The following is a 19,522-nucleotide window of genomic DNA, read 5'->3' on the forward strand; positions in this document are numbered from 1 at the left end:
AACTCGCTCCGAAATCGCCGGTGAGGCGGGAGCGGATTTTGCGAAAAGGCCGCAGCTGGATTTTAATGCGTCTTCAACCGATTTAAAAAGAAATAAAATCTTTTAAATCGATTAATATATTGAAATTACTAAGTTTTTTAAAATTTGGCTCTTGCGTTTCTAAAAGCTGCCACGTATTTTCCGGGGAAATTTCAACGTCCTTATCGTCATTAACAAGGAACGCGTCATGAACGAGCTTGGGGTTCATAATCCTGCCAATGGAGTTGCGGAACTCGGACTGGGCGAGGCCTCCCGCGTCTTTTATAACCTCAACGAGAGCGAATTATACGAAGAGGCGATCCGCAACGGTGAAGCCGAACTGACCATCGATGGCGCGCTGCGCGCCGTCACAGGTCAGCACACGGGCCGTTCTCCGAAGGACAAATTCGTCGTCCGCGACGCTTCCACCGAGAACACCATCTGGTGGGACAATAACAAGCCGCTGTCGCCGGAAAACTTCGAGCTGCTGCGTCAGGACATGCTGGCCCACGCCGCCGGCAAGACGCTTTACGTGCAGGACCTGATCGGCGGCGCCGATGAGGAAAATGCTCTGCCGACACGCGTTGTCACCGAGCTTGCCTGGCATTCGCTGTTCATCCGTAATCTGCTAATCCGTCCGAAGCAGGAAAAACTGGCGGGTTTCAAGCAGAAGCTCACCATCATCAACCTGCCGAGCTTCAAGGCCGATCCGGCCCGTCACGGTGTTCGTTCGGAAACCGTCATCGCTTGCGATCTGACCAACGGCCTCGTCCTCATCGGCGGCACCTCCTATGCCGGTGAAAACAAGAAGTCGGTCTTCACGGTGCTGAACTACCTGCTGCCGGCCAAGGGCGTCATGCCCATGCATTGCTCGGCCAATGTCGGTCCGCAGGGTGATTCCGCGGTGTTTTTCGGCCTTTCCGGCACCGGCAAGACCACGCTATCCGCCGATCCGTCGCGCACGCTGATTGGCGATGACGAACATGGCTGGGGCGAGCACGGCATCTTCAATTTCGAAGGCGGCTGCTATGCCAAGGCGATCAAGCTTTCGGCCGAAGCCGAGCCGGAAATCTATGCCGCGACCCGGCGTTTCGGCACGGTTCTTGAGAACGTTGTACTGGACGAAAACCGGGTTCCTGATTTCAATGACAATTCGCTGACGGAAAACACCCGCAGCGCCTATCCGTTGCACTTCATTCCGAATGCGTCGGAAACGGGCATTGCCGGCCATCCGAAGACGATCATCATGCTGACGGCGGATGCCTTCGGTGTGCTGCCGCCGATCGCCCGGCTGACCCCGGAACAGGCCATGTACCACTTCCTCTCCGGATACACCGCAAAGGTCGCCGGTACGGAAAAGGGCGTAACCGAGCCGGAAGCGACCTTCTCCACCTGCTTCGGCGCGCCTTTCATGCCGCGCCACCCGGCGGAATACGGCAATCTGCTGCGTGAGCTGATCGGCAAGCACGGTGTGGATTGCTGGCTGGTCAACACCGGCTGGACCGGCGGCGCTTATGGCATCGGCAAGCGCATGCCCATCAAGGCGACCCGCGCGCTTCTGACCGCCGCTCTCACTGGCGATCTGAAGAACGCACAGTTCCGCACCGATGCGAATTTCGGCTTCGCCGTCCCCCAGTCGCTTGATGGTGTCGACAGCGCAATCCTCGATCCACGTTCCACCTGGGCCGATGGCGCAGCTTATGACGCGCAGGCGAAGAAGCTGGTGTCGATGTTCGTCACGAACTTCACCAAGTTCGAAGACCACGTCGACAGCAAGGTGCGCGACGCAGCGCCGGGCCTTTTGCTCGCGGCTGAATAATAAAGCCTCATTTGTGAGGAGGAGGGGACCCGGCCTTGTGCCGGGTTCTTTCGTTTGCTCCGCTGTTTTCATTTTTCGCGATCTGTGGCATCACCGGCGCGGAGAGAAAACATGGCCAGCGACCCGCTTTACATCAATAACCGCATCACCATTGCCGGCTGGGAACTGACGGAGCAATTCGTGCTGGCCGGCGGGCCGGGTGGCCAGAACGTCAACAAGGTCTCGACAGCGGTTCAGCTGTTTTTCGACGTCGCCAATTCGCCCTCCCTTCCGGATAGGGTAAAGACCAATGCACTGCGCCTCGGTGGCAGGCGCGTGTCGAAAGACGGTGTCCTCATGATCGAGGCAAGCCGGTTTCGCAGCCAGGAACGCAATCGCGAAGACGCCCGCGAGCGGCTGAAGGAACTGATTCTCGAAGCTGCCGCCCCGCCTCCGCCGGTGCGCAAGGCCACCAAGCCCACCAAGGGATCGGTTGAGCGCCGCCTCAAGGCGAAGTCTGGCCGCTCCGATATCAAGAAAATGCGCGGTAAGCCCTCGGGCGAATAAAGGCCAAATGTTTCGCCCTTGTCATAGAGCTTCAAATATCGTCTGGTAATCCTCCCTACAACCAAGGAGGGTGCTATGGGTCTGTTCAATTTCATCAAGGAAGCGGGAAAGAAGCTCGGTATCGGCGGTGACGATGCCCCCGATGTCGAAGCGGTTAAGAAGGAACTCGCTTCCCACGATCTCGGCACGGACAAGGTTCAGGTCGAAGTGGTGGACGACAAGGTCGTTCTGAAGGGCGAAGTGGCCGATCAGTCAGTTTTCGAAAAGGCGGTCATCGCGGTCGGCAACACGCTGGGCATTTCCAAGGTCGAGGCCGGCGAGCTGAAAGTGACTGACGCGCCCGCGAAGGAACCCGTCTTCTACACGGTCAAGAAGGGCGACAATCTCTGGAAGATTGCGGAAGCCCAGTACGGCAAGGCCAACGGCGCGAAGAACAATATCATCTTCGAAGCCAACAAGCCGATGCTGACGCATCCAGACAAGATTTATCCCGGCCAGGTGCTGCGTATTCCTGAGCTTGCATAATAACGGACTTTACAGGTTCGATGAGGCGCCGTTTTGCGCGGCGTCTCTTATAATTTGCGGAGCGCCACCGTATCGATCAGGTGATTCTCTCCCTTGCGCAGAATAAGATCGGCGCGCGGGCGCGTCGGGACGATATTCTGGCGCAGGTTCTTCAGGTTGATGTTCTGCCAGAGCCCTTCGGCAATGCTGAGCGCGGCCTCTTCGCTGATTGACGCATAACGGTTGAAGAATGAATTTGGGTCGCGGAAGGCGGTCTGTCTCAGATTCATGAACCGGTTCACATACCAGTTGTGAATGAAGTCCTCGTCGGCATCGATATAGATCGAGAAATCGAAGAAGTCGGAAACAATCGGTACGATCCGCCCACCCGCCGGCAGATCGCGCGATTGCAGTACGTTGATGCCTTCGAAGATCAGGATATCCGGCTGGTCGATGACAGTGAATTCGTTCGGAAGCACGTCATAGGTCAAGTGCGAATAACGCGGCGCCTTCACATTCGGCTGGCCCGCCTTGATCGCCGAAAGAAAACGCAGGAGCGCGCCGATATCATAGCTTTCGGGAAAGCCCTTGCGCTCCATCAGGTTTTCCCGCCGCAGGACCTCATTCGGATAAAGAAAGCCGTCCGTGGTGATAAGATCAACCTTGGGGCTGGAGGGCCAGCGCGCCAGGAGCTCTTTCAGAATACGCGCTGTCGTTGATTTTCCAACCGCCACTGAACCGGCAATGCCGATGACGAAGGGCGTCTTGTTGACGTCACCCATGTTGAGGAAGCGGTTGCGCTGTTCGAATAGCAGCTGCGAGGCTTCCACATGGGAGGACAGCAGGCGCGACAGCGAGAGATAGATGCGCCGCACTTCATCCAGATCGATCGGATCATCAAGCGAACGTAGCCGTTTGACCTCGTCGGCCGAAAGTGTCAGTGGCGTATCGGCGCGAAACTTCGCCCATTCTTCCGAACTGAAGAAGTGGTATGGCGAATATTCATCCGGCCTGAAATGATCGAGTGTGCCTGGCATGCCTCTCTCCCCGCTGCCTGCCTCGATCTTCATGATGTCGGCCTCTCCGCCTTTTCCGCAAGGCCGGTCTGACCCGTGCGGCGCTCCAGTTCGGCAAAAACGTCACTCAAGGGAACCTCGGCGATCTTCAGCACCACTAGCAGATGGTAAAGCAGATCGGCCGCTTCGTTCTTCAGCCCATCATGGTCTTTCGCGATGGCGGCGATGACGGCTTCCACGGCCTCTTCGCCGAGTTTTTTGGCGGCGCGTTCCTGACCGGCAGCAACCAGCTTGGCCGTCCAGGATTCATCAGGAGAGGCAGCGGCGCGGGTTGCGACGATACGCTCCAGATCGGAAAGGGAAAATGCGCTCATGGGGAAATCCTGCAATCAGTCGAGACGCATGGCGATACCATGCTCGGCCATATAGGTCTTGGCTTGCCCGATCGAATAGGTGCCGAAGTGGAAGATGGAGGCTGCAAGCACCGCAGTCGCATGGCCATCACGAACGCCTGCCACCAGATCGTCCAGTGTGCCGACACCCCCCGAAGCGATAACGGGGACTCGAACCTGATCGGCAATGCTGCGCGTCAGACCGATATCGTAACCGCTCTTTGTGCCGTCGCGATCCATCGAAGTGACGAGCAATTCGCCGGCGCCGCGTTCGACCATCTTGATGGCGAATTCGACGGCGTCGATCCCGGTCGGCTGGCGTCCGCCATGGGTGAATATTTCCCAGCGGCCTTCTTCCCCGTCCTTCGAAACGCGCTTGGCGTCGATGGAAACGACGATGCACTGGTTGCCGAACTTGTCGGCCGCCTGCGCCACGAAGTCGGGATCCTTGACCGCTGCGGAATTGATCGAAACCTTGTCGGCCCCGCACAGAAGCAGCTTGCGGATGTCGGCGACGGCGCGGACCCCGCCACCAACGGTCAGCGGCATAAAGCAATGATCGGCGGTACGCGAGACGACATCGAAGATCGTGTCGCGATTATCCGAAGAGGCGGTAATGTCGAGGAAGCAGAGTTCGTCCGCTCCGGCCGCATCATAGGCTTTCGCCGCTTCGACGGGATCGCCAGCGTCGATCAGGTCGACAAAGTTCACGCCCTTGACGACACGGCCGTCCTTCACATCCAGGCAGGGAATAATGCGGGCTTTGAGGGTCATACATTTACCTCCTTTGCAGCCTTGATGAGGGCAAGCGCCTCGGCGGGGTCGATGCGGCCGTCGTAAAGCGCACGGCCCGAAATCGCACCCTCGAGCTTTGCGGCATCCGGCTGCAACATGCGCTTGATGTCGTCGATGGAGGCGAGACCACCGGAGGCGATGACCGGGATCGACACGGCATCGGCCAGTTCAAGCGTCGAGGCCCAGTTGATGCCGGCCAGAATGCCGTCGCGATCGATATCGGTGTAGATGATGGCGGCGACACCGGCGCCTTCGAAACGTTTGGCCAGTTCGATGACACCGAGTTCGGAGGCTTCCGCCCAGCCTTCAACGGCAACCTTGCCGCCCTTGGCGTCGATGCCGACGGCGACCTGGCCGGGGAAGCGCTTGCAGGCTTCGATGACGAGAACCGGGTCGCGCACCGCCACGGTGCCGAGAATGACACGCGCAAGTCCACGGCTCAGCCATGCCTCGATATGATCGAGCGTGCGAATGCCGCCGCCCAGTTGGACTGGGTTTTTCGTGGCTTTCAGAATGGCGTCGACCGCCGCGCCATTGACCGTCTCACCGGCGAACGCGCCGTTGAGATCAACGACATGCAGCCATTCGAAGCCCTGATCCTCGAAGGCCTTCGCCTGTGCACCGGGGTCGGTATTGTAGACGGTGGCCTGGTCCATATCACCGAGTTTCAGGCGAACGCACTCACCGTCTTTGAGATCGATTGCGGGGAAAAGAATCATGTCAGGGCTTCCAGCGCAGGAAATTTGAAATCAAGGCAAGGCCGAGCGTCTGGCTTTTTTCCGGGTGGAATTGCGCGCCGGCCATATTGTCGCGACCGACGAAAGCCGTCATCGCGCCACCGTAATTGGTGGTGGCGATGACGTCCGTCGAATGCTTGGCCGCCAGATGATAGGAGTGAACGAAATAGGCGTGCAACCCGTCAGCGCCTGTCTTGATGCCGTCGAACAGGGGGTGGGCGTGGCGGATTTCCAGCGTGTTCCAGCCGATCTGCGGAATCTTCAGGCTCGGATCGGACGGCGTCATTTCCACGACATCGCCTTCGATCCAGCCGAGCCCGGTGCTGACAGTCTTTTCCAACCCGCGCGAGGACATGAGCTGCATGCCGACGCAGATGCCGAGGAATGGATGGGCTTTTTTCTCCACGGCTTCGAGGAGCGCCTCATGCATGCCGGGAACGGCGTCGAGGCCAGCACGGCAATCCGCATAGGCGCCGACACCCGGTAGCACGATGCGGTCCGCCGAGGCGACATGATCCGGCCTGTCGGTCAGGTCGATCGTTGCATTGATACCGGCTTCGCGGGCGGCACGCTCGAAAGCTTTGGTGGCCGAACGCAGGTTGCCCGAACCGTAGTCGATGATCGCGACACGCATGTCAGCGCCTTCCATTCAAGTCGAAAAGAAACGATCCGGCGGGATCGTTGACGAAGTTTTTGCCGCCGCTCTTTTGCGGCGAAGTGGTCCAGACCGGCTGGGACAGCTGTTCTGTCATGCCAGGATTTTCGGGGAGGCCGGAGAAATATATCTCTTCGGCGCTCGAAAGATCAGGGGCGGAAACGACTGAGGTCAGCGTCCAGCCTTTGCGGATCAGATGCCTGACGAGGAAATTGCGACCCTCAAACGCCGTGATGATACCGATGGCAAAATTGCAGAGAATGCCGACAGGTTCGAATCCGGCTAACATTGAGGCCTGCCCGGCCGCGACAAGCCCGATGACGACGACAGCCGTCGCCAGCCACATCCGGTTGATCGCAAGCCATAACCAGGGTGCAACGAGAGCCAGCCAGACGAAACGATCGGCAATGAAGCGGGTCGTCTTGTGGTCCCTGTCCGGCCCGTTGGGGGCTTCCAGAACGAGATAGCTTGTCATGGGCTTCCTGACAGCTTTGGCGTCAGGCCAGCATGCCCTTTGTCGAGGGAACGCGGCCTGCCTGCCGGGGGTCGATCTCGGTTGCCGTGCGAAGAACGCGGGCAACGGCCTTGAAGCATGTTTCGGCGATATGATGGTTGTTGGCGCCGTAATGGTTCAGGATATGCAGCGTAATGCCGGCATTCTGCGCGAGCGCCTGGAAGAACTCGCGCACCAGTTCGGTATCGAACGTGCCGATCTTCGGCGCGGAAAAATTGACGTTCCAGACCAGGAAGGGCCGGCCGGAAATATCGACGGCAGCCTTGGTCATCGTCTCGTCCATGGCAAGATCGAGCGAGGCGTAACGGGTAATGCCGCGCCGGTCGCCCAAGGCCTTGGCAATAGCCTGACCGATGGCGATGCCGGTATCTTCCACGGTGTGGTGGTCATCGATATGCAGGTCGCCCTGAACCTCGATGTCCATGTCTATAAGCGAATGGCGGCTCAACTGCTCCAGCATGTGGTCGAAAAATCCCACGCCGGTGGAAATTTTCGATTTGCCGGTGCCGTTGATATCCACACGGACCGAAACCGAGGTTTCGTTGGTCTTGCGGATAATCTCGCCTTTACGTTCTGCCATTTTGGCCGCTCCGTGAAAATGTCGCCGTTCCTTATCAGCACGGGACACAAATATCCAGTTGTTCCATCGTCTTGCCTTGCATGCTTAAAACCACGCAACGCCGCGAAGATTGCAATCGTGAAAAGCAAACTTACATAGAACCCGAGAAGGGCCGCATCCCGGCCCGTTAACCCAGGCCCGTGAGGGCAGACAGGTGTTTGATGACAACAATTATTACAGTCAGAAAGGGCGGCAAGGTCGTCATGGCTGGCGACGGGCAGGTAAGCCTTGGCCAGACCGTCATGAAGGGCAATGCGCGCAAGGTTCGCCGCATCGGCAAGGGCGAAGTGATTGCCGGTTTTGCCGGCGCGACGGCGGATGCTTTTACGTTGCTCGACCGTCTCGAAAAGAAACTCGAGCAATATCCCGGCCAGCTGATGCGCGCCGCCGTGGAGCTCGCGAAGGACTGGCGCACGGATAAATATCTGCGCAATCTCGAAGCCATGATGCTGGTGGCCGATAAATCGACCACACTTGCCATTACCGGCAATGGGGACGTGCTGGAGCCGGAACACGGCGCGATCGCTATCGGTTCTGGTGGCAATTATGCCTTCGCCGCCGCCCGCGCCATGATGGATACGGACAAATCGGCTGAAGAGGTGGCGCGCCGGTCGCTCGATATCGCCGCCGATATCTGCGTTTATACCAATCACAGTCTCGTCGTTGAAACCCTCGACGCCGAATAAGCCTGTTTCTCACCCCATTTCTCACCAAAGGGTCCTGTGGGCCGGGCCGGAATGGCCGGCCGGAACAGGAAAGCCGAGAGGATAGAATGACCACTTTTTCTCCCCGGGAAATCGTCTCGGAACTCGACCGCCACATCATCGGCCAGCATGATGCCAAACGTGCGGTCGCGATTGCGCTGCGTAATCGCTGGCGCCGCCAGCAGCTCGATGAGAGCCTGCGCGACGAAGTCATGCCCAAGAACATTCTGATGATCGGACCGACCGGTGTCGGCAAGACGGAAATCTCGCGCCGCCTCGCGAAGCTCGCCGGTGCGCCTTTCATCAAGGTCGAAGCCACCAAATTTACCGAAGTCGGTTATGTCGGCCGCGACGTCGAACAGATCATCCGCGATCTGGTCGAGATCGGCATCGGCCTCGTGCGCGAAAAGAAGCGCGCCGAAGTGCAGGCCAAGGCGCATCAAAGCGCCGAAGAGCGGGTGCTCGATGCGCTGGTTGGCGCAACCGCATCGCCCGGTACGCGTGAAAGCTTCCGCAAGAAGCTGCGCGACGGCGAATTGGACGACAAGGAAATCGATATCGAGGTGACGGATAGCGGCTCGGGCATGCCAGGTTTCGAAATTCCCGGCATGCCGGGCGCCAATATCGGCGTTCTCAACCTGTCGGAAATGTTCGGCAAGGCCATGGGCGGCCGCACCAAGAAAGTGCGCACGACGGTATCGAAATCCTATGCCGATCTTATCCGCGACGAATCCGACAAGCTGCTCGACAATGAAATGATCCAGCGCGAGGCGGTGAAATCGGTCGAAAATGACGGCATTGTCTTCCTTGACGAGATTGACAAGATCGCCGCCCGCGATGGCGGCATGGGCGCCGGCGTCTCTCGCGAAGGCGTGCAGCGCGACTTGTTGCCGCTGGTCGAAGGCACGACGGTTTCGACGAAATATGGCCCGGTGAAAACCGACCATGTTCTCTTCATCGCCTCGGGCGCCTTCCATGTGGCGAAGCCTTCGGACCTCCTTCCCGAACTTCAGGGCCGCCTGCCGATCCGCGTCGAGCTGAAGCCGCTGACGAAGGAGGATTTCCGCCGCATTCTGACAGAAACGGAAGCAAGCCTCATCCGCCAGTATAAGGCGCTGATGGCGACGGAAGAACTCGATCTCGATTTCACCGATGATGCAATCGATGCGCTGGCCGATGTGGCCGTTCATCTCAATTCGTCGGTCGAGAACATCGGCGCCCGCCGTTTGCAGACGGTCATGGAGCGTGTTCTGGACGAGATTTCCTTCAATGCGCCGGATCGCGGCGGTTCCGCCGTCAAGATCGATCAGGAATATGTCCGCAAACATGTCGGCGATCTCGCCGCCGATACGGATTTGTCCCGTTATATTCTCTGAAGACTTCAGGGATCCAAGAAAGAAGAGTGCGGCCATATTTGCCGCACTCTTTTATTTTATCCGCCTTGTCTCGCATTCAGCCCGCATTTTGTTTATGGGAAGGGCTGCATTCCGGTTGGAACCGCTTTCGTGGAATGGTCCGGTTTTCCCAGCACCTTTCGCTGGCGGAAGCCGCAGGCTTGAGAAAAGGCATTCGCTCGTGCGCAAAACTCTTCTGGCATTTGCCGCTGCTTTGACGTTCACCGTCACCGCGTCTTCCTACGTCGAAGCCGCGACGGTTGTTCCGCCAGGCAATCGCAATGCCGAACAGCCCGGTGTTCCCGGCGCTTCTGCAAAAAGAACAAAAGCGTCCAACACCTCTTTCGAGCGCAAATACCAGAAGGTCATCGACCTCTTGTCTTCCGACAAAGCTCTGATCGCCAAGATCAAGTCGACGGCCGGGCGCTACGGCATCGATCCGATCCATATGATCGGCGCGATCGTTGGCGAACATACCTATAATGTCGACGCTTATGACCGGCTGCAGTCCTATTACGTCAAGGCTGCTTCTTATGCGGGCAACAGCTTTCGTTTCGGCTACAAGGACGAAACCATCGCGCAGTTCCTCACGCATTCGCAATTTGCAAAATGCCAGTCGAAAAGGGATTCCTACAGCCTCTGGAACTGTCGGGAAGACGTCTGGGAAGACAGCTTCCGCGGCAGGACGGTTGATGGTGTCGCCTACCCGAACAATCGCTTCAGCGCCGTGTTTTTCCAGCCCTTCTATGCCGGCCAGACCTTCGGCCTCGGTCAGATCAACCCGCTGACAGCGCTGATGTTGTCCGATATGGTGTCGAGAACGTCCGGCTATGAGAAGCTGGATGAGAACGACGCCGCTGCCGTCTATACCGCCATCATGGACCCTGACCGGTCGCTCGCTTTCATGGCGGCGTCCATCCGCAAGTCTATCGACGACTATAGATCGATTGCCGACATGGATATTTCGAAGAATCCGGGTGTGACCTCGACGCTTTATAATGTCGGCGGATCTCAGCAGCGCGCTGCCATCCTTGCCCAGAAAAATCGCCAGCGCGCTTCAGGCGGGGAGCAGCCCCTGTTGCCGGAAGAAAATTATTATGGCTGGCTGGTGAATGATCGCATCAAGGATTTGCAGGCGCTTTTGTAGAAAAAGGCGACGATCGCCCACATTGTTTCCAAAATGGAAATAATATTTGGCTGTCCGCCGCAATTGACGAGCGGCCGCCTCCGCGTCCAATCTGTGCCTTCAGAATAAAGGAGGCGCATGTGAGCCGCACGAATAAATTCGGTCTTTCCATCGATGACAGGCTTTATGCCTTTTTGACAGACGACGTCCTGCCGGGCACGGGTCTGGACAGTGAGGCGTTCTTCGAAGGTTTTTCGACCATTGTTCACGAGCTTTCTCCGAAGAACCGTGAATTGTTGGCAAAACGCGACGCCCTGCAGGAAAAACTGGATGGCTGGTATCGGCAGAATGGTGCTCCGGTAGATTTTGACGCCTATGAGAGCTTTCTGAAGGAAATCGGCTATCTGCTGCCGGAAGGTCCCGGCTTCCAGGTGGAAACCAGCAATGTCGACCCTGAAATAGCCGCCGTTGCCGGCCCGCAGCTCGTCGTTCCGGTCATGAATGCGCGTTATGCGCTGAATGCGGCCAATGCCCGCTGGGGTTCGCTTTACGATGCGCTTTACGGCACTGATGCCATTTCTGACGCCGATGGTGCGGAGAAGGGCAGGGGGTACAATCCGAAGCGCGGTGAAAAGGTCATTGCCTGGGCGCGAAATTTCCTCGATGAATCCACTCCGCTGGAGACGGGAAGCTGGTCCGAGGTGACCGGTTTCAAGATCGAGGATGGCCTGTTGCAGCTTGCCATCGGCGACGCCCGGACTGGCCTCAAGGATGCAGCCCAGTTCAAGGGTTTCAGCGGCGAAGCGGCAAAGCCTGCAACGATCCTTCTCGGCAAGAATGGCTTGCACACCGAAATCGTCATCGATCCCACGACCGAAATCGGCAAGGGTGACAAGGCGGGAATCTCCGATGTTATTCTCGAATCCGCGCTCACGACCATCATGGATTGCGAGGATTCGGTTGCCGCCGTCGACGCCGAAGACAAGGTGCTGGTTTATGGCAACTGGCTTGGCCTGATGCGCGGCGACCTGACCGAAGAAGTATCAAAGGGCGGCAGAACCTTCACCCGCAGCCTGAACCCGGATCGCTATTACGTCGCTCCCAATGGCTCTGCGCTTACACTGCCGGGCCGTTCCCTGATGCTGGTGCGCAATGTCGGTCATCTCATGACCAATCCGGCAATCCTCGACAGGGAGGGCCGCGAGGTGCCGGAAGGCATCATGGATGCTGTCGTCACGGCACTGATCGCCCTTTATGATGTCGGTCCATCCGGGCGGCGTCAGAATTCCCGCGCCGGCTCGATGTATGTGGTGAAGCCGAAGATGCACGGGCCGGAGGAAGTGGCCTTCGCCAACGAAATCTTCAGCCGGGTCGAAAAGCTTGTCGGCATGGCGCCGAACACCATGAAAATGGGCATCATGGATGAGGAGCGCCGCACCACGGTCAACCTCAAGGAAAGCATCCGCGCCGCAAAGGATCGCGTCGTCTTCATCAATACGGGCTTCCTCGACCGCACGGGCGACGAAATCCACACCTCGATGGAAGCAGGTCCGATGATCCGAAAGGGCGACATGAAGCAGGCGGCGTGGATCGCCGCTTACGAGAACTGGAACGTTGATATCGGCCTCGAATGTGGCCTTTCCGGCCATGCGCAGATCGGCAAGGGCATGTGGGCCATGCCGGATCTGATGGCGGCGATGCTGGAGCAGAAGATCGCGCACCCCAAGGCTGGCGCCAATACCGCCTGGGTGCCTTCGCCGACGGCGGCGACTCTGCACGCCACGCACTATCACAAGGTCGATGTCGCTGCCGTTCAGGAAGGTTTGAAAAGCCGCGGCCGTGCAAAGCTCTCCGATATTCTGTCGGTGCCGGTCGCGCCGCGTCCCAACTGGACACCGGAAGAAATCCAGCGCGAACTCGACAACAATGCGCAGGGTATTCTTGGCTATGTCGTGCGCTGGGTCGATCAGGGCGTCGGCTGCTCCAAGGTGCCCGATATCAACAATATCGGGCTGATGGAGGACCGAGCCACGCTTCGCATTTCCGCGCAGCACATGGCGAACTGGCTGCGCCATGGCGTGGTGACAGAGGGGCAGATCGTCGAGACCATGAAGCGCATGGCTGCCGTGGTCGATACGCAGAATGCGGGTGATCCGGCCTATCTGCCGATGGCATCCGACTTCGATGGATCGGTGGCATTTCAGGCGGCTGTCGAACTGGTGCTGAAGGGTCGCGAACAGCCTAATGGTTACACCGAACCGGTTCTGCACCGCCGTCGTCTGGAACTGAAGGCCAAACAGGCAGCCTGAAACCCTCAGCAGTCCCGAGAAACAAAAAAGCCGCCGGGGATATCCACGGCGGCTTTTTCTTATCCGATATCTGATCCTTACTGGATCACGACCACTTTCGTGCTGCGGCCAGGGCGGACGCGGTTGTAGAGGTCGATGACGTCCTGGTTGATCATGCGGATGCAGCCGGAAGAGGCGGCGGTGCCGATCGAAGCCCATTCGGGCGAACCATGGATGCGGAACAGCGTATCCTGTCCCTTTTCGTTGAAGAGATACATGGCGCGCGCGCCGAGCGGGTTGGAAAGGCCCGGGCCCATGCCGGCCTCGACATACTTGGCCACTTCCGGCTTGCGGTCCGCCATTTCCTTCGGCGGATGCCACATCGGCCATTCCTGCTTCCAGGCGACGTAGGCTTCACCGGCCCAGGCGAAGCCCGCCTTGCCGACGCCGATGCCGTAACGAACCGCACGGTTACCGGAGAGGATGTAATAGAGGTAACGCTCGCGCGTGTTGACGATGATGGTGCCGGCGCGCTCGGATGTCTGGAATTCGACGATCTGACGGCGGTACTTCTCGTTGACGCGGTTGATCGGAATGGCCGGCAGCGCATAGCCCGCATCGGTCACGGGACCGTAAACATCGTTGAAGATCTGGACGGTCTCAACCTTCGCCGGAACGGGGTCAGCAACCGGTACTGACGCCGCGATCTTGCCGGATGTCGGAACGGAGGATTGGGAGGTAGTTTCGGCGCAGCCGGCCAGAGCCAGTGCTGCCGTCAGACCGAGTAAGGCCAATGGAGTGCGGATGCGCATGTCGTTCTCGCGGAAAATTCGCCAAATTGTGCGAAGGAGTAGGCTTAATTGGATAAATCGGTTATTTTCCATTAAGCCGCTCTTGGCAAGCCGTTGCGCCGCCGTGAGGTGGTTGCGCCTTTAAAATTGCCGGTTGATTGCCTTTTTGCAACAATAGGCCGAACGCTTCAGCAGCCTTTATCCATGACTATTCTTTCCGTTACCAACAATAATCCGTTAATCGACGGACGCCAGTCGGACAAGGCGATGCTGGTGCGCCGCGGCGTTCAGGTGCTTCTGCACGAAATGCGCCATTCGGTGCTGCCGGAGTTGCCGCTTGCAAGCGGGCGAAGGGCCGATCTCATAAGTCTGTCGGTCAAGGGTGAAATCTGGATCATCGAAATCAAATCCTCCATCGAGGATTTCCGTGTGGATCGCAAATGGCCGGACTATCGCCTGCATTGCGACCGATTGTTCTTCGCCACCCATCCAGAGGTTCCGACCGATATATTCCCGGAGGAATGCGGGCTGATCCTGTCGGATGGATATGGTGCCCACGTGCTGCGCGATGCGCCGGAACATAAATTGCAGCCGGCGACCCGCAAATCGGTGATGCTGGATTTTTCGAGAACCGCTGCGACCCGGCTGATGCTGGCGGAATGGACAACCGGGCGCAGCTTCGGTGAATAACGGCCGGTTCCGGCGCATTTTCCGGACGTAAAACCGCTTCGCACTTTTACTGGAAATGCTCTACTTCGGCGCGCGTTTCGCGAGAATGCGCTGCAAGGTGCGCCGGTGCATATTGAGCCGGCGCGCTGTTTCCGAAACGTTGCGCTCGCACATTTCGTAAACGCGCTGAATATGCTCCCACCGAACCCGGTCTGCCGACATGGGGTTTTCGGGAACTTCGGTCTTTTCTCCCTTGCGCTGCGTCAGCGCATTGAACACATCGTCCGCATCGGCGGGCTTTGCCAGATAATCCAGCGCCCCTAGCTTCACGGCGGTGACGGCGGTTGCGATATTGCCGTAGCCGGTCAGAACCACGATCTGCGTATCGTCCCGGTTCTGCCTGATCGCCTCGATGACTTCCAGACCGTTGCCATCCGCAAGCCTCAGATCGACCACCGCGTACTTCGGCGGCGCAGCCCTGGAGCGGGCAATGCCGTCGCTCACCGTCTCGGCCATATCGACGGCAAAGCCGCGTGTTTCCATTGCCCGGGCAAGCCGACGCAAAAACGGCCCGTCATCATCGACAATCAGCAGCGATCTCTCGGGTCCGATCGGGTCGACATCGTCCGTTGATGCGCTGGTGGAGTTGTTCTCGTCGTCTGTCTTCATGTTTGCGGCCTTCCGGCAACTTCGTCGGCTTTGTTTTCTTCTTCTTATCGCCGCTTCAACGTGGATGGTAAAGTCAACGGTTTCTTTTATCGTCCATAAGCGCTCGAGGCCAGACGATTGTCACCCTTGCTCCCTTTTCGCTTGTGCCACGATTTTCAAAAGTGACACTGGCGCCGGAGCGCTCCAGCAAGGTCTTGGCGATGAAAAGCCCAAGCCCGAGCCCGCCCGCCCGTGTGTCGTTGTGACGTTCGGTCACATAGGGCTCGCCGATGCGCGCAAGCACGTCATGGGCATAACCCGGCCCATCGTCTTCAATGATGACGGCGACGTTCTGCTGATCGTAATCCACCGTTACGGTGACCTTTTCCCGCGCATAATCCACGCCGTTTTCAATGAGGTTGCCAAGACCGTAGATGATGCCTGCATTGCGGATACCGACAGGTTCGTCGGCGCGATTGTTCTTTTCCACGAGTTCGAGGCGGATGCCGAATTCCCGGTGCGGCGCCATCACCTCCTCAATCAGCGAGGAGAGCGGCAGGCGGCGCATATGTTCTTCGTTGTCGGTGGAAAGGGAGGTGAGCCGGCGCAGAATATCGCGACATCTTTCGCTCTGGCTGCGCAGCAGCGCTATATCTTCGCCAAATTTTTCGTCGTGCCCAAGCTCCCGCTCCATCTCCTTCGCAACAACGCTGATTGTTGCGAGCGGCGTGCCCAGTTCGTGTGCCGCCGCCGCCGCCAGTCCATCCAGCTGCGAGAGATGTTTTTCCCGCTCCAGCACCAGCTCGGTCGCCGCCAGCGCATCCGCCAGCTGATTGGCTTCATGCGAAACGCGATAGGCATAAAAGGCCGCAAACGAGGTCGTGGCGATGATCGCGACCCAGGTGCCGACATGCAGCAGAAGCTGGATCGGCAAAACCTCTCCAGGATACCACGGAACCGGAAAGGGTGAAAAGGCGATTGCGGTCGAGCAGATGATGGCAAAGCCAAGAAGAATAAGCGAATGCCGTAGCGGCTGGGAGGCAAAGGCAATGATGACCTGCACGCAGATCAGCGGCGCGAAGGGATTGGAAAGTCCGCCGGTAATATAGATCAGCGCCGTCAATTGCAGCAGGTCGAAGGCCAGCAGCAATGTCGCTTCCCAGGGCTCCAGACGATAGGTGGAGGGAAAACGGGCGGTGAGAAACAGGTTTGCAAGAGCGAGCGCCGCAATCAATAGGCCGCAGGCCAGAAGCGGCAGGGGAAAATTGAACCCGAAGGCGACAAGCAGGATCGTCGCCGTCTGTCCCGCAACCGCCAGCCAGCGCAGCCAGACGATGGTCTGCAGCCTTATCCTGCGGCTGGCGCGGCCGAGCCTCGTGGTTTCGATAGAATGGCCAGCCACCGTCATCTCCTTTGCCCTGTTCATCATCATCACGTCCCGCGCGGTTTCGCGCGGCTTGTCGGCAGGGCCGATGCCGGGTCCTCCGGCCATGGATGGCGTGGATAACGCCCGCGCATATCCGCCCGCACATCCTTCCATGACCCCGACCAGAAGCCGGGAAGATCGCGTGTCGTCTGTATCGGCCTGTGCGCCGGCGAGGTCAATTCCAGCAGCAGCGGCAACCGCCCCTGCGCAATGGACGGGTGGGCTCTCAGCCCGAAAAGCTCCTGCACGCGAATGGAAAGCGTCGGTTCGCTGGCGTCGTAACGAATGGGATGCCGCTGGCCCGTCGGTGCTGTGAAATGCGTCGGCGCCAATTTGGCGAGATCGCGCGCTACCTCATGCGGCACCAGAGACAGGATTCCTTCGGAGAGGCTGCCGGGTCGAATGTCCTGCAGGCTGCGCGCGCCGATCTGAAAAGGGACGAACCATTCTTCCAGCCGCGAAAGCAGCGCCTCGTCGCTGACATCTGGCCAGGGCTCCCCGATACTGGCGTTCAGAAAGCCGATCCTGTCGCGCAACTGCAGCGTCTCTTTCGAAAAAGGAAGTATGCTGATGCCGAATTCCCGAACGCCATTGGCAAGCGCCTGTGCCGCCTGTTCACCCTCCGGACGGGGCAGGGGTGTCTCATCGAGGATGATGGCGCCAAGCCGCGTCACCTTTCTTGCGCGCGCCTGGCCGCTCGCCTTGTCGAAAAGCAGCTGCTCCTGCTGAACGATGAGGTGCGGCATTCGCTCCTCTATATCGGTCCTGTCTATGCCTGCCGCGGCAAGGATGCGCGGCTGCGCCGCTCGTCCGGTAATATCGGCAACCACCAGCATTTTGCTCGCCGCCAACCGTTCTGTCTCGGCAAGCTCTGCGCCACGCCCGTTGGCCATCACATAACGTCCCCGCGCGCCGCGCTGGAGTGCGATCCTGTCCGGATAGGCATGCAGCAGCAGCGGACCGGCCTCGCTCGGCAACTCGGCTGTCGCCGTTTTGTCGCCGATCGCGTCGAACAGCCTCGATGCCAGCTTGCGCGCCGCCTGCGCCCTTTCGCTCCGGTCGGAAAGAAAGCGCCGCAGCCGTTCATCGAGATCGATGTCGTTTCCGCCGAGCCCCTGTTCCGTCAGCATGACGGCGAGCATAGCCGCCTTCTTCCCCGCGCCTTCGCTTGCCGCCGCAATCACCATGGCCGCCAGCCGCGGTGGCAATGAAAGGCCGCGCATCAGATGGCCGCGCCGTGTCAGCGCTCCGACTTTGTCGAGCGCGTCCAGATTTTTGAGAAGCGCCACCGATTCTTTAAGTGCGGCTTCGGGGGGCATATCCAAAAAGGCAAGAGACGAGGGATCCTGAACACCCCAATGGGCAAGATCGAGCGCAAGGCCGGCAAGATCGCTCGCCAGAATTTGCGGTGGCGTGAAGGCGTTGAGCGCCGCCGTCTGCCCCGGATGCCACAGACGGATCGCAACACCGGGTTCCGTTCGCCCGGCGCGTCCCGCCCGCTGGTCGGCGGAAGCGCGCGACACCCGCACCGTCTCCAGCCTCGTGATTCCCGTTGCGGGCTCGAAGACAGGTAATCGCTGCAATCCGCTGTCGATCACCACACGCACGCCATCGATGGTAATCGAGGTCTCCGCAATCGAGGTGGCCAGCACGATCTTGCGCCGTCCGGCCGGTGCCGGCTTTATCGCCGCATCCTGCTCCTTCTGCGAAAGGTTGCCGTAAAGCGGGATGATATCCGTCTCTGAGGAAAAACGCCCCTCCAGCCGCGCGGCCGTTCGGGTAATTTCCGCCTGTCCTGGCAGAAAGGCGAGAATGGAACCGGTTTCCGACCCATGGGCCTCCGTGATCGCCTTTGTGACTTTCTCTTCAATCGGTATACCCTGCCAACGATCCTCATAGCGGACGTCGATCGAAAACGTTCGCCCAAGGCTCTGAATGACCGGGGCGTCCGCCATGAGCGTGCTGATGCGTTCGACATCGAGCGTGGCGGACATGACGAGGATACGCAGATCGTCGCGCAACCCACCCTGCACATCAAGCGCTAGCGCCAGTCCGAAATCGCCGTCGAGCGAACGCTCGTGAAACTCGTCGAAAATCACCGTCGAAACGCCGGCAAGTTCAGGATCGTCCAGGACCATGCGGGCAAACACGCCTTCGGTCACCACTTCGATGCGTGTTTTCGAGGAGATGCGATTGTCGAGCCGCATGCGGTAGCCGACGGTTTGCCCGACATCCTCGTGAAGCAGTTCGGCCATGCGCCCGGCTGCGGCACGCGCGGCGAGCCGACGCGGCTCGAGAAGAATGATCTTGCCGTCACCCCGCCAGTCCTGCCGCAAAAGATGAAGCGGCACCAACGTCGTTTTACCCGCGCCCGGCGGAGCCGAAAGAACTGCGCGCTTCGCCCCGGCCAGAGCCTCGGCGATATCGCCGAGAACGGCACTGACGGGAAGTTCGGGCAACTCGGTCTTTATAGGAACGGGCATTCTAGTCATGCAAACAGGCCTGCGGCTCTGGGGTGGTGTTTAAGCGTCTCATATGCCGTTTCTAATGCACGGTCCCGCACTTTGACAGCCGTATGTAAGGAGCAGGCAAATGCTCCGTCGTTAAAGTCACGGTTCCTTGCGCGCTATTTGCAGTCAGGACCGGAGAGCAGGCATTGGGCGCGTGGCGAAATGTCGGAAGATTCCGTCTCTTTCGCTTGTTTTCGCTTCGCTTCACGAAACTACCTAATAAAATCAATAGTTTGATAAAAATGTCAGTTTTTTGACGATGTGTGTGTTGACTTGTTTGAGGGTGATCTCTTATAAGTCCGCTCACTGAACGAGGGCGGCGGCGCTGCTGGCGACGAAGTCTTTCGTTCT

General features: G+C 58.9%; 19 protein-coding genes. 8 read left to right on the plus strand and 11 right to left on the minus strand.

From position 1 onward, the window contains the following. Positions 1-226: 226 nt before the first annotated feature. The 3 genes from AGR1_RS14700 (at position 227) to lysM (ending at position 2,908) form a co-directional block, all read left to right on the plus strand. On the plus strand, positions 227-1,837 hold the full coding sequence (locus AGR1_RS14700; RefSeq protein ID WP_080792066.1) for a phosphoenolpyruvate carboxykinase: 1,611 nt from the start codon (positions 227-229) through the stop codon (positions 1,835-1,837). Between the two features lie 111 nt (positions 1,838-1,948). Beyond that, a complete protein-coding gene (gene arfB, locus AGR1_RS14705) occupies positions 1,949-2,383 on the plus strand; it encodes an alternative ribosome rescue aminoacyl-tRNA hydrolase ArfB (RefSeq protein WP_080792063.1) in 435 nt (144 codons plus the stop codon). A gap of 75 nt (positions 2,384-2,458) precedes the next feature. Next, positions 2,459-2,908: a peptidoglycan-binding protein LysM gene (gene lysM / locus AGR1_RS14710; RefSeq protein ID WP_080792060.1), complete on the plus strand. Its 450-nt coding sequence runs from the start codon at positions 2,459-2,461 to the stop codon at positions 2,906-2,908. 47 nt (positions 2,909-2,955) lie between these two features. Here the strand turns inward: lysM and coaA are convergent, their stop codons facing one another. The 7 genes from coaA to hisB are packed head-to-tail and all read right to left on the minus strand — an operon-like array spanning position 2,956 to position 7,576. Beyond that, the gene (coaA, locus tag AGR1_RS14715) at positions 2,956-3,957 is read right to left on the minus strand and encodes a type I pantothenate kinase (RefSeq protein WP_169538622.1); all 1,002 of its coding nucleotides are present in this window, start codon (positions 3,955-3,957) and stop codon (positions 2,956-2,958) included. After that, positions 3,954-4,277: a phosphoribosyl-ATP diphosphatase gene (locus AGR1_RS14720; protein WP_149147233.1), complete on the minus strand. Its 324-nt coding sequence runs from the start codon at positions 4,275-4,277 to the stop codon at positions 3,954-3,956. The genes coaA and AGR1_RS14720 overlap by 4 nt, the downstream gene beginning before the upstream one ends. A gap of 15 nt (positions 4,278-4,292) precedes the next feature. After that, positions 4,293-5,069: an imidazole glycerol phosphate synthase subunit HisF gene (gene hisF, locus AGR1_RS14725; protein WP_149147234.1), complete on the minus strand. Its 777-nt coding sequence runs from the start codon at positions 5,067-5,069 to the stop codon at positions 4,293-4,295. Continuing rightward, on the minus strand, positions 5,066-5,809 hold the full coding sequence (hisA, locus tag AGR1_RS14730) for a 1-(5-phosphoribosyl)-5-[(5-phosphoribosylamino)methylideneamino]imidazole-4-carboxamide isomerase (RefSeq protein ID WP_149147235.1): 744 nt from the start codon (positions 5,807-5,809) through the stop codon (positions 5,066-5,068). The genes hisF and hisA overlap by 4 nt, the downstream gene beginning before the upstream one ends. Before the next feature lies 1 nt (position 5,810). Continuing rightward, positions 5,811-6,461 (minus strand): imidazole glycerol phosphate synthase subunit HisH, encoded by a 651-nt coding sequence (hisH, locus tag AGR1_RS14735; RefSeq protein WP_080792046.1) that lies wholly within the window; start codon positions 6,459-6,461, stop codon positions 5,811-5,813. Position 6,462: 1 nt separating this feature from the next. Further along, positions 6,463-6,957, minus strand: coding sequence for a DUF2628 domain-containing protein (locus AGR1_RS14740; RefSeq protein ID WP_149147236.1), 495 nt, complete (start codon positions 6,955-6,957; stop codon positions 6,463-6,465). Between the two features lie 22 nt (positions 6,958-6,979). Continuing rightward, entirely contained in the window at positions 6,980-7,576 is a 597-nt protein-coding gene (gene hisB / locus AGR1_RS14745; RefSeq protein ID WP_080792041.1) for an imidazoleglycerol-phosphate dehydratase HisB, read from the minus strand. 200 nt (positions 7,577-7,776) lie between these two features. Between hisB and hslV the strand changes: the two genes are divergently transcribed. The 4 genes from hslV to AGR1_RS14765 all read left to right on the plus strand — a co-directional run bounded on the left by hslV (position 7,777) and on the right by AGR1_RS14765 (position 13,148). Next, positions 7,777-8,301, plus strand: a complete 525-nt coding sequence (gene hslV, locus AGR1_RS14750; RefSeq protein ID WP_080792038.1) for an ATP-dependent protease subunit HslV — start codon at positions 7,777-7,779, stop codon at positions 8,299-8,301. Between the two features lie 86 nt (positions 8,302-8,387). Continuing rightward, positions 8,388-9,695, plus strand: coding sequence for an ATP-dependent protease ATPase subunit HslU (hslU, locus tag AGR1_RS14755; protein WP_080792035.1), 1,308 nt, complete (start codon positions 8,388-8,390; stop codon positions 9,693-9,695). Between the two features lie 199 nt (positions 9,696-9,894). Continuing rightward, positions 9,895-10,860, plus strand: coding sequence for a DUF1402 family protein (locus AGR1_RS14760; protein ID WP_080793318.1), 966 nt, complete (start codon positions 9,895-9,897; stop codon positions 10,858-10,860). Positions 10,861-10,979: 119 nt separating this feature from the next. Next, entirely contained in the window at positions 10,980-13,148 is a 2,169-nt protein-coding gene (locus AGR1_RS14765; RefSeq protein ID WP_149147237.1) for a malate synthase G, read from the plus strand. 77 nt (positions 13,149-13,225) lie between these two features. On the opposite strand, the gene AGR1_RS14770 is transcribed toward AGR1_RS14765, so the two are convergent. Next, positions 13,226-13,939 (minus strand): L,D-transpeptidase, encoded by a 714-nt coding sequence (locus AGR1_RS14770; RefSeq protein ID WP_080792030.1) that lies wholly within the window; start codon positions 13,937-13,939, stop codon positions 13,226-13,228. A 183-nt stretch (positions 13,940-14,122) separates the two neighbouring features. Between AGR1_RS14770 and AGR1_RS14775 the strand changes: the two genes are divergently transcribed. Continuing rightward, the gene (locus AGR1_RS14775; RefSeq protein ID WP_149147238.1) at positions 14,123-14,608 is read left to right on the plus strand and encodes an MmcB family DNA repair protein; all 486 of its coding nucleotides are present in this window, start codon (positions 14,123-14,125) and stop codon (positions 14,606-14,608) included. 60 nt (positions 14,609-14,668) lie between these two features. On the opposite strand, the gene AGR1_RS14780 is transcribed toward AGR1_RS14775, so the two are convergent. The 3 genes from AGR1_RS14780 to hrpB all read right to left on the minus strand — a co-directional run bounded on the left by AGR1_RS14780 (position 14,669) and on the right by hrpB (position 19,153). Beyond that, positions 14,669-15,256 (minus strand): ActR/PrrA/RegA family redox response regulator transcription factor, encoded by a 588-nt coding sequence (locus AGR1_RS14780; RefSeq protein WP_149147239.1) that lies wholly within the window; start codon positions 15,254-15,256, stop codon positions 14,669-14,671. 73 nt (positions 15,257-15,329) lie between these two features. Further along, positions 15,330-16,637: a two-component system sensor histidine kinase ActS gene (gene actS / locus AGR1_RS14785; protein ID WP_080793316.1), complete on the minus strand. Its 1,308-nt coding sequence runs from the start codon at positions 16,635-16,637 to the stop codon at positions 15,330-15,332. 29 nt (positions 16,638-16,666) lie between these two features. Next, positions 16,667-19,153 carry an ATP-dependent helicase HrpB gene (gene hrpB, locus AGR1_RS14790; protein WP_149147240.1) on the minus strand — a complete coding sequence of 829 codons (2,487 nt, stop codon included), beginning with the start codon at positions 19,151-19,153 and terminating at the stop codon, positions 16,667-16,669. Between the last annotated feature and the right edge of the window lie 369 nt (positions 19,154-19,522).

Source organism: Agrobacterium sp. B1(2019) (assembly GCF_008274755.1).
Lineage (GTDB): Bacteria > Pseudomonadota > Alphaproteobacteria > Rhizobiales > Rhizobiaceae > Agrobacterium > Agrobacterium salinitolerans.

What these genes read in the sequence shown, in the direction of transcription:
- arfB (WP_080792063.1), top strand. Translation starts at nt 1,949, where the DNA reads ATGGCCAGCGACCCGCTTTACATCAATAACCGCATCACCATTGCCGGC.
- AGR1_RS14775 (WP_149147238.1), top strand. Translation starts at nt 14,123, where the DNA reads ATGACTATTCTTTCCGTTACCAACAATAATCCGTTAATCGACGGACGC.
- hisH (WP_080792046.1), bottom strand. Translation starts at nt 6,461, where the DNA reads ATGCGTGTCGCGATCATCGACTACGGTTCGGGCAACCTGCGTTCGGCC.
- hrpB (WP_149147240.1), bottom strand. Translation starts at nt 19,153, where the DNA reads ATGACTAGAATGCCCGTTCCTATAAAGACCGAGTTGCCCGAACTTCCC.
- AGR1_RS14770 (WP_080792030.1), bottom strand. Translation starts at nt 13,939, where the DNA reads ATGCGCATCCGCACTCCATTGGCCTTACTCGGTCTGACGGCAGCACTG.
- AGR1_RS14780 (WP_149147239.1), bottom strand. Translation starts at nt 15,256, where the DNA reads ATGAAGACAGACGACGAGAACAACTCCACCAGCGCATCAACGGACGAT.
- hslU (WP_080792035.1), top strand. Translation starts at nt 8,388, where the DNA reads ATGACCACTTTTTCTCCCCGGGAAATCGTCTCGGAACTCGACCGCCAC.
- AGR1_RS14740 (WP_149147236.1), bottom strand. Translation starts at nt 6,957, where the DNA reads ATGACAAGCTATCTCGTTCTGGAAGCCCCCAACGGGCCGGACAGGGAC.
- AGR1_RS14720 (WP_149147233.1), bottom strand. Translation starts at nt 4,277, where the DNA reads ATGAGCGCATTTTCCCTTTCCGATCTGGAGCGTATCGTCGCAACCCGC.
- lysM (WP_080792060.1), top strand. Translation starts at nt 2,459, where the DNA reads ATGGGTCTGTTCAATTTCATCAAGGAAGCGGGAAAGAAGCTCGGTATC.
- hisF (WP_149147234.1), bottom strand. Translation starts at nt 5,069, where the DNA reads ATGACCCTCAAAGCCCGCATTATTCCCTGCCTGGATGTGAAGGACGGC.
- hslV (WP_080792038.1), top strand. Translation starts at nt 7,777, where the DNA reads ATGACAACAATTATTACAGTCAGAAAGGGCGGCAAGGTCGTCATGGCT.
- hisB (WP_080792041.1), bottom strand. Translation starts at nt 7,576, where the DNA reads ATGGCAGAACGTAAAGGCGAGATTATCCGCAAGACCAACGAAACCTCG.
- AGR1_RS14700 (WP_080792066.1), top strand. Translation starts at nt 227, where the DNA reads ATGAACGAGCTTGGGGTTCATAATCCTGCCAATGGAGTTGCGGAACTC.
- hisA (WP_149147235.1), bottom strand. Translation starts at nt 5,809, where the DNA reads ATGATTCTTTTCCCCGCAATCGATCTCAAAGACGGTGAGTGCGTTCGC.
- coaA (WP_169538622.1), bottom strand. Translation starts at nt 3,957, where the DNA reads ATGAAGATCGAGGCAGGCAGCGGGGAGAGAGGCATGCCAGGCACACTC.